This is a genomic window from Actinomycetospora termitidis, from assembly GCF_030286555.1.
GTDB classification, from domain to species: domain Bacteria; phylum Actinomycetota; class Actinomycetes; order Mycobacteriales; family Pseudonocardiaceae; genus Actinomycetospora; species Actinomycetospora termitidis.
The window spans coordinates 715,065-731,422 of the sequence record NZ_JASVWF010000001.1; the positions used below are offsets into that span (position 1 = coordinate 715,065).

A 16,358-nucleotide genomic window follows, 5' to 3' on the forward strand; every position below is an offset into this window, starting at 1 on the left:
GGATCCGGCAGCCGGAGCAGGCCCCCGTCCGGGGCCCGAGCAGAAGGGGCGCGAGCGTGCGCATCGGTGTCCCCCGGGAGACCCGGGAACGCGAGACCCGTGTGGCGGCGACGCCGGCGACGGTGATCGGGCTGCAGAACCTCGGCTGGACGGTCACCGTCGAGCCGGGTGCCGGCGCCCGGTCGGACTTCCCCGACGAGGCCTACGTCGCCGCCGGCGCCGAGCTCGGCGACCCGTGGTCGGCCGACGTGGTCCTCGCCGTCAACACTCCGGCGCCGGAGGACCTGGCCCGCCTGCAGGAGCGGGCGACGCTGGTCTGCCGGGTCGCGCCCGCGCAGCACGCCGAGCTGGTCGCGGACCTCGCCGCCCGCGGGATCACGGTCCTGGCCACCGACGCGGTGCCCCGCATCTCGCGGGCCCAGTCGCTGGACGTGCTCAGCTCCATGGCCAACATCGCGGGCTACCGCGCGGTGATCGAGGCGGCCAACCGGTTCGGGCGCTTCTTCACCGGCCAGGTCACCGCGGCGGGCAAGGTGCCGCCGGCCAAGGTGCTCGTGGCGGGCGCCGGTGTGGCCGGGCTCGCCGCGATCGGGGCGGCGTCGTCGCTGGGCGCGATCGTCCGCGCCACCGACCCCCGCCCGGAGGTGGCCGAGCAGGTCAGCTCCCTGGGCGGGGAGTTCCTGACGGTGGACGTGGAGCAGGAACGCTCCACCGACGGCTACGCGCGGACGACCTCCGAGGCCTACGACCGACGCGCCGCGGAGATCTACTCCGAGCAGGCCGCGGACGTCGACATCGTCATCACGACCGCGCTCATCCCGGGCCGCGCCGCCCCCCGCCTGCTGACCGCCGCCGACGTCGCCTCGATGAGGCCCGGCAGTGTCGTCGTGGACATGGCCGCGGGGATGGGCGGCAACGTCGAGGGCTCGGTGCCCGACGAGGTGGTCGTCACCGCGAACGGCGTGACCATCATCGGGGACACCGACCTCGCGGCGCGGCTGCCGGCGCAGGCCTCGCAGCTCTACGGGACGAACCTGGTCAACCTGCTGAAGCTGCTGACCCCGCAGAAGGACGGCGAGCTCGTCCTGGACCTCGACGACGTCGTCGTGCGCGGCATGACGGTCGCGAAGGACGGCGAGGTGATGTGGCCGCCGCCCCCGGTGTCGGTCTCGGCCGCGCCCGCCGCGGCGCCCGCGATCGAGGAGTCCACGCCCGTCGTCGAACCGGCGAAGCCGCGCTCGCCCGCGTGGCGCTACGGGGGCATCGCCTTGGGGCTGGCGCTGCTGTTCGTGGCGACCGCGTTCGCGCCCGCCGAGCTCGCCACCAACCTGACGGTGTTCGTGCTCGCCGTCGTCATCGGCTACTACGTCATCGGCAAGGTGCACCACGCGCTGCACACGCCGCTGATGTCGGTCACCAACGCCATCTCGGGCGTCGTGATCGTGGGCGCCCTGCTGCAGTTCGGGCAGCACGGCCTCGTCGTGTCGGTCCTCGCGTTCATCGCGATCGTGCTCGCCAGCATCAACATCGTCGGCGGCTTCGCGGTGACCCGCCGCATGCTCGCCATGTTCACGAAGGGTCCGGCCGCATGAGTCCCGAGGCCGCGGCGACCGCCGCGTACATCGTCGCCGCGCTGCTCACCGTGATGAGCCTCGCGGGGCTCTCGAAGCACGAGACCGCCCGCAACGGCGTCGTCTACGGCATCGCCGGCATGACGGTGGCCCTGGTCGCCACCGTGGTCCTGGCCGCCGGGTCGCTCGAGGCCGGGGCGGTCGCCCTGCTCGTCGCGGGCTTCGTCATCGGCGGCGGGATCGGGCTGTGGCGGGCGCGCGTGGTCGAGATGACCGGCATGCCGGAGCTGATCGCGCTGCTGCACAGCTTCGTCGGCCTGGCCGCGGTGCTCGTCGGGTGGAACGGCTACCTCGAGGTGGAGGCGGTCGGCGCGGCGCAGACCACGGTGGCGCCGGAGCTGCTCGGCATCCACTCCGTGGAGGTCGGCGTCGGCGTGTTCATCGGCGCCGTGACCTTCACCGGCTCGATCGTCGCCTACGGCAAGCTCTCCGGGCGGATGAAGTCCCGGCCGTTGACCCTGCCGGGCAAGAACGCGCTGAACCTGGGCGCGCTCGTGGCCTTCGCCGCGCTGACCGTCGCGTTCGTCGTCGCGCCGTCGCTCGGCGTCATGATCGCCATCACCGCGGTCGCCCTCGCGCTCGGCTGGCACCTGGTGGCCTCGATCGGCGGCGGCGACATGCCCGTCGTCGTGTCGATGCTGAACAGCTACTCCGGCTGGGCCGCGGCCGCGTCGGGCTTCCTGCTGGACAACACGCTGCTGATCGTCACCGGCGCGCTCGTCGGGTCCTCCGGTGCCTACCTGTCCTACGTGATGTGCCAGGCGATGAACCGCTCGTTCATCTCGGTGATCGCCGGCGGCTTCGGCGTGGAGTCCGGGACCGCGGCGGCCGTCGAGGGCGAGCACCGGGAGGTCGGCGCCGACGAGGTGGCCGAGATGCTGCGCGAGGCGTCGTCCGTCGTCATCACGCCGGGCTACGGCATGGCGGTCGCCCAGGCGCAGTACCCGGTGGCGGACCTGACGCGGAAGCTGCGGGACAAGGGCGTCGAGGTGCGCTTCGGCATCCACCCGGTCGCCGGCCGCCTCCCCGGGCACATGAACGTGCTGCTCGCCGAGGCCAAGGTGCCCTACGACATCGTGCTCGAGATGGACGAGATCAACGACGACCTCGCCTCCACCTCGGTCGTCCTGGTCATCGGCGCGAACGACACCGTCAACCCGGCCGCCATGGAGGACCCGGGCAGCCCGATCGCCGGCATGCCGGTGCTCCGGGTGTGGGAGGCGAAGAACGTCGTCGTCTTCAAGCGTTCGATGGCGGTCGGCTACGCGGGCGTGCAGAACCCGCTGTTCTTCCGCGAGAACACGTCGATGATCTTCGGCGACGCCAAGAACCGCGTGGAGGACATCCTCGCGGCGCTGTAGGGCCACGCCGGAATTGAGCGAAGGGCCCCTTCGGTCGATCTAGTCGACCGGAGGGGCCCTTCGCTCGTTCGGGCTCGGCTTGGTGAGGGGCGCCCACGGCCCGTCTATTCGACCCGAGGGGCCCTTCGCTCGACGGTGGCGGTCAGGCCGGCGTCAGAGCCGACGTGCCCAGCGCCTCGGCGACGAGCCGGACCGACTGCCGCCGCTCGGCCGGGTCGTGGATCGCCGTGGTGATCATGAGCTCGTCGGCGTCGGCCTCGCGGGCCTTGCGCTCGAGGTCCTCGGCGACCTGCTCCGGCGTGCCGACGGAGACCTTCGAGGCCATCGAGCGGGCGATGTGCTCCTCGGCGGCCGACCAGTCGTGGGCGAGCGCCTCCTCCGGGCTGGGCAGCGGGCCCGGGTTGCCGGTGCGCAGCCGGGCCATCGACAGCGCGTTCGCCCGACCCAGGGCGTACGCCCGCTCGGGGTCGGGGTGGGCGATCGCCGCGGCACCGAGGATGACGTGCGGCCCCTGCGCGCCCGCGGCGTCGCTGGGCCGGAACGACTGCCGGTAGATGCGGGTGGCCTCGCCGGCGTCCGCGCCGCCGAAGTGGCCCGCGTAGGCGTAGCCGGTGCCGAACGCGGCGGCGGCCTGCGCGCCGTAGTAGCTGGACCCGAGGATCCAGACCGGCGGCAGCGGCACGTCGTCGGGGGCGGCCACGATGCCCGCGAACGGGTGGTCGGCGTCGAAGCCGTCGACGTAGCCGCGGAGCTCCGAGAACTGGTCCGGGAAATCGTCGGCGGTGAGCGCCTCGTGCGAGCGGCGCAGCGCGATCGCGGTGCGGGGGTCGGTGCCCGGCGCGCGCCCCAGACCGAGATCGACGCGGTCGGGGAAGAGACCGGCGAGCGCGCGGAACGTCTCGGCGACCTTCAGCGGGCTGTGGTTGGGCAGCATGATCCCGCCGGAGCCCACCCGGATCGTGCTCGTCGCGCTCCCGACGGCGGCGATCATCACCTCGGGCGCGGAGCTCGCCACGCTCGCGATGCCGTGGTGCTCGGCGAGCCAGTAGCGGCGGTACCCGGCGGCCTCGGCGGTCCGGGCGAGCTCGACGGTGTCGTGCAGGGCCTGCGAGGCGGGCGCACCGGAGGGGACCGGGGACAGGTCGAGGACCGAGATCGGGATGCCCATACCGGGGGCAACGCACCGATGCGGCAGCGTCATCCCGGATCGGTCGCCGGCGTGGACTTCCGCCGCGTGCAGGGGTTCGATCCCGAGGGCATGGGGAGCAGCACCTGGTCCACGGGCGCGGTGGAGCAGGGCGAGGCCTTCGACTACTGGCGGGACCTCATCTGCGACGCGTTCGTGCAGCTCTCTGCCCGGCCGCGGGGCGAAGGTCCGTTCCGCGGGGCCATCGAGCACAGCGCCCTCGACGAGGTCGAGCTCTCGCTGGTCGACGCGGCCGGTCAGCGGGTGGACCGGACGCGCACGCTGATCGCCCGCAGCCACGAGGACTACCTGCTGGCCAGCATCCAGCTCGACGGACGGGGGACGGTGCACCAGGCCGGCCGGGTGGCGCCGCTGACGGCGGGCTCCATGGCCTTCTACGACAGCACCCGCCCGTACACCCTCGAGTTCGACGACGCGTTCCGCCAGCTCGTCGTCCAGGTGCCCCGCAGCGCGATCCCGGGGGCCCGGGTCGACGGGGCCACGGCGGTGCCGCTCGACGGGTCGGGCGCGGTCCGCCTGGTCACCGACTTCTTCCGCGGCATGGTGCGCGAGCACCACGCGGGACGCCCGACGCCGGGCCTCGCGCCGCACGCCGTGGGCCTGCTCGAGTTCGCGCTCGGGCTCGCCGCCGCCTCCGCGTCCACGCCCGGGGCCGAGGCCGCGACCCGCCAGCTGGTCCGCCGGGCCGTCGCCCGCGCCGCCGGCACCCCGGGGGTCACCGCCGACGACGTCGCGGCCGCCTGCCACCTCTCCCGCCGCACCCTCTTCCGGGTCCTCGCCGCCGAGGGGTCGACCCTCTCCGAGCTGCTCCGCCGCGAACGGGTCGCCCGGGCGCGGACCCTGCTGCGCTCCGACCCCGACCTCCCCGTCGCGGCCGTCGCCGCCCGGTGCGGGTTCGCGGGCCCGGCGCAGTTCCACCGCGCCTTCCGCGCGGCGACCGGCTCCTCGCCGGGGGCCTACCGCACGCAGGACGGCACGCCTGGTGACCCCGGCCGGCACGCGTCGTCACCCGGGGGCCGCCCCGACGGCGCACCCTGCTGATCGGGCACGACGGGCGAGGACCCGTCGACGATCGACGAGGAGTGTCCCCATGACGCACGTGGTGCGCGCCGCCGCGGTCCAGGCCGAACCCCGCTGGCTGGACCTGGACGCGGGCGTGGAGCACATGATCGGGCTGATCGGGGAGGCGGCGGCGCAGGGCGTGCAGCTCGTGACGTTCCCCGAGACGTTCGTCCCCGGCTACCCGTGGTGGATCTGGCTGGACGCGCCCGCCATGGGGATGCAGTACGTGCCCCGCTACGCCGAGAACTCGATGACCCGCGACGGCGAGCACATGGCCCGGATCGCCGCGGCGGCCGGGCAGCACGGGATCCACGTCGTGTTCGGCTTCAGCGAGCGCGCCGGCGGCAGCCTCTACATGTCGCAGGCGCTGATCTCCGACACCGGCCGGGTCGTCAGCGTGCGCCGCAAGCTCAAGCCCACCCACGTCGAGCGCTCGGTGTTCGGCGAGGGCGACGGCAGCGACATCCAGGTCCACGAGACCCCGCTCGGCCGCGTCGGCGCCCTGAACTGCTGGGAGCACTTCCAGCCGCTCACCAAGTACGCGATGTACAGCATGAACGAGCAGATCCACGTCGGCGCCTGGCCGAGCTTCTCGGTCTACCGCGGCGCCGCGCAGGCCCTCGGGCCGGAGGTCAACAACGCGGCGAGCCTCGTCTACGCGGTCGAGGGCCAGACGTTCGTCGTCGCGCCGTGCGCCGTCGTCGGGCAGGCCGCGCACGACCTGTTCTGCGACACCGAGGTCAAGCGCCAGCTGCTCCTGCAGGGCGGCGGGTTCGCCCGGATCTTCGGCCCGGAGGGCAGCCCGCTGGGCGAGAACCTCGCCGAGACGCAGGAGGGCATGGTGGTCGCCGACCTGGACTTCTCGTTGATCGCCATCGCGAAGTCCGCCGCCGACCCGGTCGGGCACTACTCCCGGCCCGACGTGATGCGGCTGCTGATCAACCGCGCCCCGAACCCCGTCGTCGTCGACCGGAGCGTCCCGACGATGCCGGCCTTCGTCGACGCCGACGACCTCGCCGCGGCGGAGTGATCAGGTCTCCAGGAGCCCGAGCAGATCGTCGCGGCCGAACATCCGGGCGGTGTCGACGGCGGTCGGATGACCACCCCGCGGGTCCGCCCCGCCGTCGACGAGGGCGCGCACCACGTCGTCCTCGCCCTTGAACACGGCACCCGCCAACGGGGCCTGGCCGCGGTCGTTCACCCGGTCGACGTCCGCGCCCCGCGCGACGAGCGCCCGGACCGCCCCGGCGTGGCCGTGGTAGGCGGCGAGCATGAGGAGGGTGTCCCCGGAGCCGTTGGTGAGGTTCACAGGCACACCAGCGTCGACGTAGGCCGCGAGCGACTCCGCGTCGCCGGCCCGGGCCAGGTCGAAGAGGCGGCCGGCGAGCTCGGCGAGCTCGGGCGGGGCGTCGTCGGTCACGACCGGGACAGCGGCGCCGCGACGTCGGGATCCGGCGTGGGCTCGGGGGCGTCCTCGCCGTCGTCGTCACGGCCCCAGCCGCAGTACGGGCACCACGGCTCGACCCGGCGGTGCAGCACCGTGAGCGCCATCGTCCCGAGCGGCAGGAGGAGCACCAGGTCGCCCCAGCCGGGGCGGATGAACAGCCCCGCGGCGACCCCGACGGCGGCCACGACGACGAGCATGGAGATCCCCGCCGTCGTCGTGGCGGTGTGGAAGAGCCGCAGCCAGTGCCGGCGGCGCTCGACGACCTGCGCCGGGTTCGTCGGGCTGTCGGCGATGCAGCGCAGGCAGAGCCGGTCGTCGTGGGCGAGCGTGAAGAGCTGCACGACGATGAACACCACGACCGCGCCGAGCGAGACCAGGCTGGCGTCCCGCACGTCGGAGAAGCCGGCCACGATCGCGACCGCGATCAACGGACCGCCCACGAGCAGCGGGTGGTGGGCGATGGACGCCCGGACCCGGACCAGGAGCGAGTCGGGAGCGTCGTCGCGGCTCCCGGTCTCGTCGTGCACGTGCGGGCTCACGGGCCACCCCTTCCCTGTGCGCTCGTGAAAGCAGCGTATGGGCCGAACGGTGCGGACGCGACCGCCCACCCCGGATCCCGCCGTCCGGCCGCACCCGGACGGGTGCCTCAGCCGCGGGCCACCAGGAGCGGGACCAGCTGTTCAGCTGGGGTCAGCGACCCGTGGTGCCCGACGAGGGCGGTCTCGCGCGGCTCGTTGCGGGAGCGGACCAGCGTCCAGTTGCCCCGGGCGGCGGCGATGACGTCGCCGATCCGGCCCCGGGCGGTGTCGGTGACGCCCGGTCCGAACCACCCGGCGTCGACGGCCTCCTCGCGGGACACCACCCAGGCCGCGTCGCCGAGCTCCGCCCGCCAGGCCGCGAGCACGTCGTCGGCCGCGCCGTCGATCGCGTGGACGTGCCGGACGCGGGTCTCCCCGGCCAGCCGCCGCACGCCGGTGAGCAGGGCCGGGGTGTGGTCGAGATCGACGTGCCAGCCGCGATCGGTGGCGACCATGCCGTGGTCGGCGACCACCAGCAGCACCGCGCCCGGCCGCAGGCTCTCCGCCAGTGCCGCGACCAGCCGGTCGACGATCCGCAGCTGCATCCGCCAGGGCAGCGAGCCCGGCCCGTGCTGGTGGCCGATCATGTCCAGGTCGCCGTGGTAGGCGTAGACCAACGCCCGTTCCTCCGCCTCGACCGCCAACCCGTGCAGGACCTCCGCGGCGAGGTCACCGAGCGCGGACACCCCGTGGAACCGCCCGCCGCGCAACGCGGCCCGGGTCAACCCGGAGCGGCGCTGGACCTCGGGGGCGACCTGGGTGACGGCCACGCCGTGCCGGAGGGCCTGCTGCAGCACCGTCGGCCGGGGCTGGACCTCCTCGGGCGGGAGGTCGGCGAGCAGGTCGACCGGGTCGGTCGCCCCGTGCGCGCACCAGCGCAGGGTGTTCAGGACGACGTCCGGGGCGGCGGAGGGCTCGTCGAGCGGCGGGACGCCCATCGAGTAGCCCTCGATGCCGTGGGCGCCGGGGGTCAGGCCGGTCCCGAGCGAGGTGATGCTGACCGCAGTGGTCGCGGGGAAGCAGGACGTCAGCTCCCGGGAGTCGGCCGACGACGCGAGCTCGTGCAGGGCGGGGGCGTCGTGCGGGTGCGCCGCGAGCAGCGTCGCGCCCAGCCCGTCGACCAGCAGGACCCCGGCCGCGGTGACGTCGGCGGCGTGCCGGGCGACGCCGACGGTGTCGGTGAAGCCCGGCACCCCGAGCGCCGCCGCCGTCGACGGCATCACCTCGGCCAGCGTGCCGTGCCCGTACGCGGGGAGGAACGGCGCCGCACGATCCCCCGTGCTGGTCATGCCGGGGGATCGTAGGCGCCGCGGCCTACACCGAGGAGACGGCGTCCGGCGTGGTCGACTCCGGCACCCGGGTGGCGTGGTAGTCGCCGGACCGGGTGTGGTCGGCGCCCTCGCGGGTCTTCGTCGCCCGCAGGACGAGCGTCACGACGACGGCCACCAGCAGGTTGCCGACGAGCGCCACGGCGCCGACGTAGATCTGCACCTTCGACCCGCCGAAGGGCGTCCACCCGAAGATGTCCAGCCCGCCGAGCGCGAGCGCGGAGCCGCCGAAGTGCTGCTTGCCGTTGGCGGGGTTGGGGATGCCGTACAGCATGATCATCCCCCAGATCAGCCCGACCGCCCAGCCCGCGAGCAGCGCCCACCGGTGGAACCACCGGGTGTACAGCGCGATCGCCACCGCCGGCAGCGTCTGCAGGATGATCACGCCGCCGATCAGCTGCAGGTCCACCGAGAACTGCGGGTCGACGACGACGATGAACAGCACCGCGCCGACCTTGACCACGAGCGAGGCGAGCTTGGCCTGCCGGGCCTCGTCGGCCGGGGACGCGTCCCGGCGCAGGAACTCCTTGTAGATGTTGCGGGTCCACAGGTTGGCCGCGGCGATCGACATGATCGCGGCGGGCACCAGGGCGCCGATCCCGATCGCCGCGAAGGCGACCCCGGCGAACCAGGACGGGAACTGCCCGGCGAACAGGGCGGGGACGATGGTGTTCGAGTCCGGGCGCCCGGTGGAGCCGTTGACGATCGGCTTCGTCCCGGCCGCGATCGCGACGTAGCCGAGCAGTGCCAGCAGCGCGAGCAGGAACGAGTACGCGGGCAGCGCGGTCATGTTCCGGCGGATCGTGGCGCGGCTCGAGCTGGACAGCACCCCGGTCACCGAGTGCGGGTAGAGGAACAGGGCCAGCGCCGAGCCGAGGGCCAGGGTCGCGTACTGCAGCTGGTTGTTCGCCGTCAGCAGCGTGGAGCCCGCGGGCTGCCCCGTCGTCGGCGAGGGCTGGGCGAGCTTCGCGGACCCGGCGTCGAAGATCGCGCCGAACCCGCCGAGCTTGAGCGGCAGGTAGATGATCGCGACGAGGATGACGATGTAGATCAGGACGTCCTTGACCACCGCGATCAGCGCCGGCGCCCGCAGCCCGGACTGGTAGGTGTAGGCCGCCAGCACCACGAACGCCACGAACAGCGGCGCGTGGCCCCAGAAGCCGGAGCCGTTCAGCCCGATCGTGCGCAGCACCGCCTCGAGTCCCGCGAGCTGCAGGGCGATGTAGGGCATCGTCGCGACGATGCCGGTGACCGCGATCGCGAGGGCCAGCACGGGCGAGTCGTAGCGGCCGCGGACGAAGTCGGCCGGGGTGACGTAGCCGTGCACCCGCGACACCGACCACAGGCGCAGCAGCGGCAGCATGACCAGCGGGAACGCGATGATCGTGTACGGCACCGCGTAGAAGCCGAGTGCGCCCGAGGAGAAGAGCAGCGCCGGGATCGCGACGAACGTGTACGCCGTGTAGAGGTCGCCGCCGAGCAGGAACCACGTCACCCACGACCCGAACTTCCGCCCGCCGAGCCCCCACTCGTCGAGGTGGTTCAGGTCGTCCGCGCGCCGCCACCGGCTCGCCATGAAGCCCATGACCGCGACCGCCAGGAACAGCAGCAGGAACACCACCAGCTGCACCACCTGCGCGCCGGTCACCGGTGGCCCTCCTCGTCGTCGTGCCGCGTCACCAGGTGGACGGTCAGGGTGCAGATGATCCCGATCGGGATGACGAGGATCTGGAACCAGTAGAAGAACGGGAGCCCGACGAGCGTCGGCTCGCGGACGTTGAACAGCGGCGTGATCAGGCTGACGAGCGGGACGAGCAGCAGCAGGTTCCAGGCGCGGAACCGGAACGACGGCTGCGCGGGAGCCGGATCCGGGGTCTCCGGTTCCAGCGTGGATGACGACATCGGCGATCCTTCGCGTCGGTGGACGCGCGGATGTTAGGCCCGTGTACAGGTACGCACCAGGGCGTCTACCGTTCGGTAACCCGTTCCGTCTTGTTTGTCCGCTTTTTCCGACGGCGGGTCTCGCGCCAGAGCAGCACGGCTGCGACGATCACGACGACGGGGATCGGGCCCCAGGCGAGGTAGCGCGCGACGGTCTCCAGCGAGAGGGCGAAGACGAAGCCCAGCAGCACGCACCCGCCGCCCCAGAGGATGCCGCCGACGGCGTTCCACGGCAGGAAGGTACGCAGGTAGGGCATGCGGGCCATCCCGGCCATGCCCGGCACGAGGGCGCGCAGCAGCGCCGTGCCCCGCCCCAGCAGGACGGCCTTCCCGCCGTGGCGGTGCAGGAAGTCCTCGGTCGCCTGCCAGCGGTGCGCGCCGACGAGGCGCCCGACCCGCGAGGCCTGCAGCCGGGGGCCGATCAACCGGCCGACCTCGTAGCCGACCGAGTCGCCCGCGATGGCGCAGACGATGGCGACGACGATCATCGGGACGAGTCCGATGATCCCCTCGTGCGCCGCGAACCCGGCCACGAGCAGCGCCGTCTCGCCCGGCAGCACCACCCCGACCATGACGGCGGCCTCGGCGAACGCGAGACCCCCGGCGATCACGTAGAGCCAGGGCCCGACGCTCTCGCCGATGCCACGGAGGAACTCCAGCACGCCGACCATCGTGCCGCAGCCGCGCGACCCGGCGTCGGGAACCGTCCGGGAACGAGCGAAGGGCCCCTTCGGTCGAGTAGATCGACCGAGGGGGCCCTTCGCTCAGTGCAGGGTCAGGCGTTCAGGCGCTGCTTCAGGGCCTCGAGCTCGTCGCGCATCGAGGTCGGCAGGGAGTCGCCGATCTTGTCGAACCACTCCTCGATGAGCGGCAGCTCCTCGCGCCACTCCTCGAGGTCGAAGCGCAGCGACGCCTCGATGTCCTCCATCGGCTCGCTGATCCCGTCGAGGTCGATCTGGTCGGCGCTCGGGATGTGGCCGATCGGCGTCTCGGTGGCGGCGGCCTTGCCCTCGAGCCGCTCGATGATCCACTTCAGCACGCGGCTGTTCTCGCCGAACCCGGGCCACAGGAAGCGGTTGTCCTCGCCCCGGCGGAACCAGTTGACGTAGAAGATCGACGGCAGCTTGGTCACGTCGGCGCTCTTGCCCACGTTCACCCAGTGCTGGAAGTAGTCGCCGACGTTGTAGCCGAGGAACGGCAGCATCGCCATCGGGTCGCGGCGGACCTGGCCCTTGCCGCCCTTGGCCGCGGCGGTCATCTCGGACGACATCGTGGCGCCCATGAAGGTGCCGTGCTGCCAGTCGAAGGACTCGGTGACCAGCGGGACGGTCGTCTTGCGACGCCCGCCGAACAGGATCGCCGAGATCGGCACGCCCTGCGGGTCGTCCCACTCGGAGGCGACGACGGGGCACTGCGAGATCGGCACGGTGTAGCGCGAGTTCGGGTGCGCGGCCGGCTTGGCCGACGCCGGCGTCCACTCGTCACCGGTCCACGAGGTCAGGTGCTGGGGGTCGCCCTCCAGGCCCTCCCACCAGACGTCGCCGTCGTCGGTCAGCGCGACGTTGGTGAACAGCGCGTTCCCGTGCTCGATGGTGCGCATGGCGTTCGGGTTGGTGTTCCAGTTCGTGCCCGGCGCGACGCCGAAGAAGCCGAACTCGGGGTTGACGGCGTAGAGCCGGCCGTCGTCGCCGAAGCGCATCCACGCGATGTCGTCGCCGACGGTCTCGGCGCGCCACCCCGGGATGGTGGGCTGCAGCATCGCGAGGTTGGTCTTGCCGCAGGCCGACGGGAACGCCGCCGCGACGTAGTACGCCTTGTCCTCCGGGCTGATCAGCTTGAGGATCAGCATGTGCTCGGCGAGCCAGCCCTCGTCGCGCGCCATCACTGACGCGATGCGCAGCGAGTAGCACTTCTTGCCGAGCAGGGCGTTGCCGCCGTAGCCGGAGCCGAAGCTCCAGATCTCCCGGGTCTCCGGGAAGTGGCTGATGTACTTCGTCTCGTTGCAGGGCCACGCGACGTCGGCCTGGCCCGGCTCGAGCGGGGCGCCGATCGAGTGCAGCGCCGGCACCCACTCCGAGCCGGCCTCCTCGAGGCGCTCCTGCACCTGCGCGCCCATGCGGGTCATGATGTGCATCGACACCACGACGTAGGGGCTGTCGGAGATCTCGACGCCGAGCTTGGGGTGCTCCGCGTTCGTCGGGCCCATGCAGAACGGGATGACGAACATCGTCCGGCCGCGCATGCACCCGCGGTACAGCTCGGTCATGGTGGCCTTCATCTCGGCCGGGTCCATCCAGTTGTTCGTGACCCCGGCGTCCTTCGGGTCCACCGAACAGATGAAGGTCCGCTCCTCGACGCGGGCGACGTCGTCGGGGTCCGAGGCGGCGTGGAAGGAGTTCGGCTTCTTCTCCGGGTCGAGACGCGTGAACGTCCCGGCCTCGACGAGCTCGTCGGTGAGGCGCGTCCACTCCTCCGCCGATCCGTCGCACCACACCACCCGGTCGGGCGTGGTGAGCTCGGCGACCTCCGCCACCCAGTCCAGCACCTCACGGCGCTGCAGCGGCGGGTTGTCGAGCCCGGGGATGGTGGGTGCGGCCGTCATGCCTCGTGTCACTCCTCGTTCGCCGGTCAGTGTCGAGCGACGACCAGGCGGTCGCCACGCAACGGGGTCACGGCCTGAGTGCACCGGCGTGCGGGCAATCGGGCGGCCGATACACATCGCCGTGCGGCCCCGTCGGAGTACTTCGACGTTAACGACAGATGTTGCACACGGAACCGCCAGCGGGTGTTCGAGGCACCACTTCCACGATCAAGCTGAACGATTCAGGCTCCCAGGGCCCTGACCAGGGCCGGAAGGACCTCACCGAGAGGTGACGAGAGCCGCACGCCGGCCAGGTCGTCCGCGCGGCTGGGACCGGCCGTGACGATCGCCACCGGGATCCCCGCCCGGGTGGCGGCGCGGGCGAAGCGCAGGCCGGACATCACGGCGAGTGACGACCCCAGGACCACCAGGGACCGCGCCTGCTCCACCAGATGGAAGCACTCCTCGACCCGCGGACGGGGCACGGACTCGCCGAAGAAGACCACGTCCGGCTTGAGCGGACCGGCCCCGCACGCCGGGCAGTCGATCATCGTGAAGGCGTCCTCGAGCTCGGACGGCAGCTCGACGTCGCCGTCCGGGTTGACCTGCGTCTCGCGCAGGCCGGCCACCGCGGCGTCGAAGTGCGGGTTCACCCTCGCGAGCTCCGCCTGGACCGCGGCCCGGTCGGACTCCGCGCGGCAGGCCAGGCACACCACGCGCGCGAGGGCCCCGTGCAGCTCGACGACGTCGCGGGCGCCGCCGGCCTGGTGCAGCCCGTCGACGTTCTGGGTGATCACGGTCTCGACGAGGCCCGTGCGCTGCAGCGCCGCGACGGCCTCGTGGGCGGGGTTCGGACGGGCGCGCTCGATCTGCGGCCAGCCGACGTGGCTGCGGGCCCAGTACCGGTGGCGGGCCGCCGGGTCGTGCACGAACGCCTCGTACGTCATCGGCGTGTGCCGGCGGGCCGCGCTCGAGGGCCCGCGGTAGTCCGGGATGCCGGAGTCGGTGGACATCCCGGCGCCGGAGAGCACGCACACCCCACCCGACCCGACCAGCGCCGCCAGGTCGTTCACGTCGCCGCGGACGGGGGTCTCCGCGGCCCAGCTCTCCTGCACGACCGTGCCCGGGTACCGCATGACGACCTTGCCCACGGACCCCATGGTGCCCGCGTCGCGCACATGGCGTCGGAGGCGTCGGGTCAGGCGAGACCGGACCGGGGCCGGCCGAGCAGCCGCAGGATCCCGACGACCACGGCGCCGACCAGCAGCCACAGCAGCGCCGGGAGCCCGTAGGAGACGATCACCTGCGCCGTGGGGTTCCCGAGCAGGAAGAGGTCCCGCAGCCCGAGGGTCAGGGCGTCCGCGAGTGCGGCCACCAGCTGAGTGATCCCGTTCGCGGGGTTCGCGCCCAGGATCACGAGCACGATGTGCACCACGAGCACCGCCGCGAACAGCCCGGTCACCAGGCGGACCAGGCCGCCGACGAGTCCGAGCACGCCGCGCACGGCGCCCCCGGCACGGCTGCCACGACGGCCGTCCAGTTCGGTCATGTCGGGCGGGTTCCCGTTTCGGCGGACCGTCCCGCACCCGGGCGGTCACGACTGGGTCACGCAAGGACGCCGTGTGCGCCACCCGGCGCAGCGGCTACTCCCGTCCGGTGCCCACCACCACACCCACCCTCCCGGCCCACCACGCCTCGCTCTGGCTCGACCGCGGGGAGCGTCCCGTGCACCCCGCGCTGCGCGGCGACCTGCGGGTCGACGTCGCCGTGGTGGGCGGCGGGATCGCCGGCCTGACGACGGCCGTGGCGCTGCACCGGGCAGGCGTGTCGGTCGCGGTGCTCGAGGCCCGCCACGTCGGCGCGGTCGCGAGCGGCAACACGACGGCGAAGATCTCGGTGCTGCAGGGCACGCGGGCGTCGACGCTCGCGCAGCGCCACCCGCGCGAGGTCGTCGAGGCCTATCTCGCCGCGCACGGTGCGGGTGCGGACTGGATCGCCGCTCGCGCCGCAGGGGTCGACTGCAGCTTCGAGCGGGCCCCGGCCGCCACCTTCTCGACGGCGGGTCGGGACAGCACGGGCGCGCGGACCGTCCGGGCCGAGGCGGACGCCCTGCGGGCCGCCGGGCTGCCCGCGACCCTCGACGCCGACCTGGACCTGCCGTTCGGGGTGTCCGAGGCGGTGACGCTCGCCGACCAGGCCCAGTTCGACCCCGTGCCCTACCTGCAGGACCTCGCCCGGGAACTGGTCGACGGCGGGCAGGCGGTGCACGAGCACACCCGCGTGCGCTCGGTGTCCCTCGCTGCATCGTTCGGTGCATCCCCCGAGCTCCGGACCACCCACGGCACGCTCCGCGCCGACCGCGTCGTGCTCGCCACCGGCAGCCCGGTGCTCGACCGCGGGCTGTACTTCGCCCGCCTCGAGCCCGCCCGCTCCTACGCGCAGGCGGTCCGCGTGCGGGACGAGGACTCCCTGCCCCGCGGGATGTACCTGTCCGCGGACTCCCCGGCCGTGTCGATCCGCACCGCCCTCGTCGACGGCGAACGCCGGCTGCTGACCGGCGGCTTCGGGCACCGCGTCGGGACCGACACCCCGATGTCGCACCACGAGCGCGAGCTCGCCGACTGGTCCGCCCGCCGGTGGCCGGTCGGGGAGATCACCCACCGCTGGTCGGCGCAGGACTACGAGCCGGAGGACGGCCTGCCGTTCGTCGGGCCGATGCCGCTGCAGCCGCGGGTCCTCGTCGCGACCGGCTTCGCGAAGTGGGGCATGACCGGCGGCACCGCGGCCGGGCTCGCCCTCGCCGACCACGTCCTCGGGCGTGACACCCCGTGGGCCGCGTCGTGGGCGGCCGACCGGACGCCGCGCGCGAACGCGGTCCCCGTGCTGGCGAGCTACAACGGGCAGGTCGCGAGGTACCTCGCGACCGGCTGGGCCCGCCCGGACCTGCCGTCGCGCACGCCGCTCGCCGAGGGCGAGGGCCGGGTGGAGACGACCCCGCGCGGCAAGGTCGGGCGCTGCCGGGTCGGCGGCGTCGAGCACGAGGTCGGCGCCGTGTGCCCGCACCTCGGCGGGATCCTGGCCTGGAACGACGCGGCGTCGAGCTGGGACTGCCCGCTGCACGGGTCGCGCTTCGCGCCCGACGGCACCGTCCTCGAGGGCCCGGTCACCGAGGGGCTGGGCGCCCCGCCCGGGCTCACCCGGGTGATCGCGCCGCGGTCGTGA

General features: G+C 73.3%; 15 protein-coding genes. 5 read left to right on the forward strand and 10 right to left on the reverse strand.

The genetic code is table 11. The features are described from left to right. Window positions 1-56 precede the first annotated feature (56 nt). Both QRT03_RS03485 and pntB read left to right on the forward strand, forming a co-directional pair. Window positions 57-1,592 carry a Re/Si-specific NAD(P)(+) transhydrogenase subunit alpha gene (locus QRT03_RS03485; RefSeq protein WP_286051099.1) on the forward strand — a complete coding sequence of 512 codons (1,536 nt, stop codon included), beginning with the start codon at window positions 57-59 and terminating at the stop codon, window positions 1,590-1,592. Continuing rightward, complete coding sequence (gene pntB / locus QRT03_RS03490) at window positions 1,589-2,992, forward strand: Re/Si-specific NAD(P)(+) transhydrogenase subunit beta (protein WP_286051100.1); 1,404 nt, start codon at window positions 1,589-1,591, stop codon at window positions 2,990-2,992. Before QRT03_RS03485 ends, pntB begins: the two co-directional genes overlap by 4 nt. 142 nt (window positions 2,993-3,134) lie before the next feature. Here the strand turns inward: pntB and QRT03_RS03495 are convergent, their stop codons facing one another. Then, window positions 3,135-4,160 (reverse strand): LLM class flavin-dependent oxidoreductase, encoded by a 1,026-nt coding sequence (locus QRT03_RS03495; RefSeq protein ID WP_286051101.1) that lies wholly within the window; start codon window positions 4,158-4,160, stop codon window positions 3,135-3,137. Between the two features lie 51 nt (window positions 4,161-4,211). Here QRT03_RS03495 and QRT03_RS03500 point away from each other — a divergent pair, with 51 nt between their 5' ends. Together QRT03_RS03500 and QRT03_RS03505 are read left to right on the forward strand one after the other, a co-directional pair. Further along, window positions 4,212-5,240, forward strand: coding sequence for an AraC family transcriptional regulator (locus QRT03_RS03500; RefSeq protein WP_286051102.1), 1,029 nt, complete (start codon window positions 4,212-4,214; stop codon window positions 5,238-5,240). A gap of 49 nt (window positions 5,241-5,289) precedes the next feature. Next, window positions 5,290-6,291, forward strand: coding sequence for a carbon-nitrogen hydrolase family protein (locus QRT03_RS03505; protein ID WP_286051103.1), 1,002 nt, complete (start codon window positions 5,290-5,292; stop codon window positions 6,289-6,291). Here the strand turns inward: QRT03_RS03505 and QRT03_RS03510 are convergent, their stop codons facing one another. The 9 genes from QRT03_RS03510 to QRT03_RS03550 form a co-directional block, all read right to left on the reverse strand. Then, window positions 6,292-6,681, reverse strand: a complete 390-nt coding sequence (locus QRT03_RS03510) for an ankyrin repeat domain-containing protein (RefSeq protein ID WP_286051104.1) — start codon at window positions 6,679-6,681, stop codon at window positions 6,292-6,294. Then, window positions 6,678-7,247 (reverse strand): hypothetical protein, encoded by a 570-nt coding sequence (locus QRT03_RS03515; RefSeq protein WP_286051105.1) that lies wholly within the window; start codon window positions 7,245-7,247, stop codon window positions 6,678-6,680. Before QRT03_RS03515 ends, QRT03_RS03510 begins: the two co-directional genes overlap by 4 nt. Window positions 7,248-7,354: 107 nt before the next feature. Continuing rightward, window positions 7,355-8,575, reverse strand: a complete 1,221-nt coding sequence (locus tag QRT03_RS03520; protein ID WP_286051106.1) for an alkaline phosphatase family protein — start codon at window positions 8,573-8,575, stop codon at window positions 7,355-7,357. 25 nt (window positions 8,576-8,600) lie between these two features. Beyond that, complete coding sequence (gene mctP / locus QRT03_RS03525; protein ID WP_286051107.1) at window positions 8,601-10,262, reverse strand: monocarboxylate uptake permease MctP; 1,662 nt, start codon at window positions 10,260-10,262, stop codon at window positions 8,601-8,603. Next, complete coding sequence (locus tag QRT03_RS03530) at window positions 10,259-10,516, reverse strand: DUF3311 domain-containing protein (protein WP_286051108.1); 258 nt, start codon at window positions 10,514-10,516, stop codon at window positions 10,259-10,261. The genes mctP and QRT03_RS03530 overlap by 4 nt, the downstream gene beginning before the upstream one ends. Window positions 10,517-10,581: 65 nt before the next feature. Then, window positions 10,582-11,217: a DedA family protein gene (locus QRT03_RS03535; RefSeq protein WP_286051109.1), complete on the reverse strand. Its 636-nt coding sequence runs from the start codon at window positions 11,215-11,217 to the stop codon at window positions 10,582-10,584. A gap of 113 nt (window positions 11,218-11,330) precedes the next feature. Further along, window positions 11,331-13,157: a phosphoenolpyruvate carboxykinase (GTP) gene (locus QRT03_RS03540; protein ID WP_286051110.1), complete on the reverse strand. Its 1,827-nt coding sequence runs from the start codon at window positions 13,155-13,157 to the stop codon at window positions 11,331-11,333. Between the two features lie 221 nt (window positions 13,158-13,378). Beyond that, complete coding sequence (locus QRT03_RS03545) at window positions 13,379-14,272, reverse strand: NAD-dependent protein deacetylase (RefSeq protein WP_425604796.1); 894 nt, start codon at window positions 14,270-14,272, stop codon at window positions 13,379-13,381. A gap of 62 nt (window positions 14,273-14,334) precedes the next feature. Then, window positions 14,335-14,685 (reverse strand): hypothetical protein, encoded by a 351-nt coding sequence (locus tag QRT03_RS03550; RefSeq protein WP_286051112.1) that lies wholly within the window; start codon window positions 14,683-14,685, stop codon window positions 14,335-14,337. 71 nt (window positions 14,686-14,756) lie between these two features. Here QRT03_RS03550 and QRT03_RS03555 point away from each other — a divergent pair, with 71 nt between their 5' ends. Continuing rightward, complete coding sequence (locus QRT03_RS03555; protein ID WP_286051113.1) at window positions 14,757-16,358, forward strand: FAD-dependent oxidoreductase; 1,602 nt, start codon at window positions 14,757-14,759, stop codon at window positions 16,356-16,358.

Bases quoted from the DNA above. Each gene is read 5' to 3' on its own strand.
- QRT03_RS03550 (WP_286051112.1), bottom strand. From the start codon at position 14,685: ATGACCGAACTGGACGGCCGTCGTGGCAGCCGTGCCGGGGGCGCCGTG.
- QRT03_RS03545 (WP_425604796.1), bottom strand. From the start codon at position 14,272: ATGCGGTACCCGGGCACGGTCGTGCAGGAGAGCTGGGCCGCGGAGACC.
- QRT03_RS03520 (WP_286051106.1), bottom strand. From the start codon at position 8,575: ATGACCAGCACGGGGGATCGTGCGGCGCCGTTCCTCCCCGCGTACGGG.
- pntB (WP_286051100.1), top strand. From the start codon at position 1,589: ATGAGTCCCGAGGCCGCGGCGACCGCCGCGTACATCGTCGCCGCGCTG.
- QRT03_RS03505 (WP_286051103.1), top strand. From the start codon at position 5,290: ATGACGCACGTGGTGCGCGCCGCCGCGGTCCAGGCCGAACCCCGCTGG.
- QRT03_RS03530 (WP_286051108.1), bottom strand. From the start codon at position 10,516: ATGTCGTCATCCACGCTGGAACCGGAGACCCCGGATCCGGCTCCCGCG.
- QRT03_RS03540 (WP_286051110.1), bottom strand. From the start codon at position 13,157: ATGACGGCCGCACCCACCATCCCCGGGCTCGACAACCCGCCGCTGCAG.
- QRT03_RS03495 (WP_286051101.1), bottom strand. From the start codon at position 4,160: ATGGGCATCCCGATCTCGGTCCTCGACCTGTCCCCGGTCCCCTCCGGT.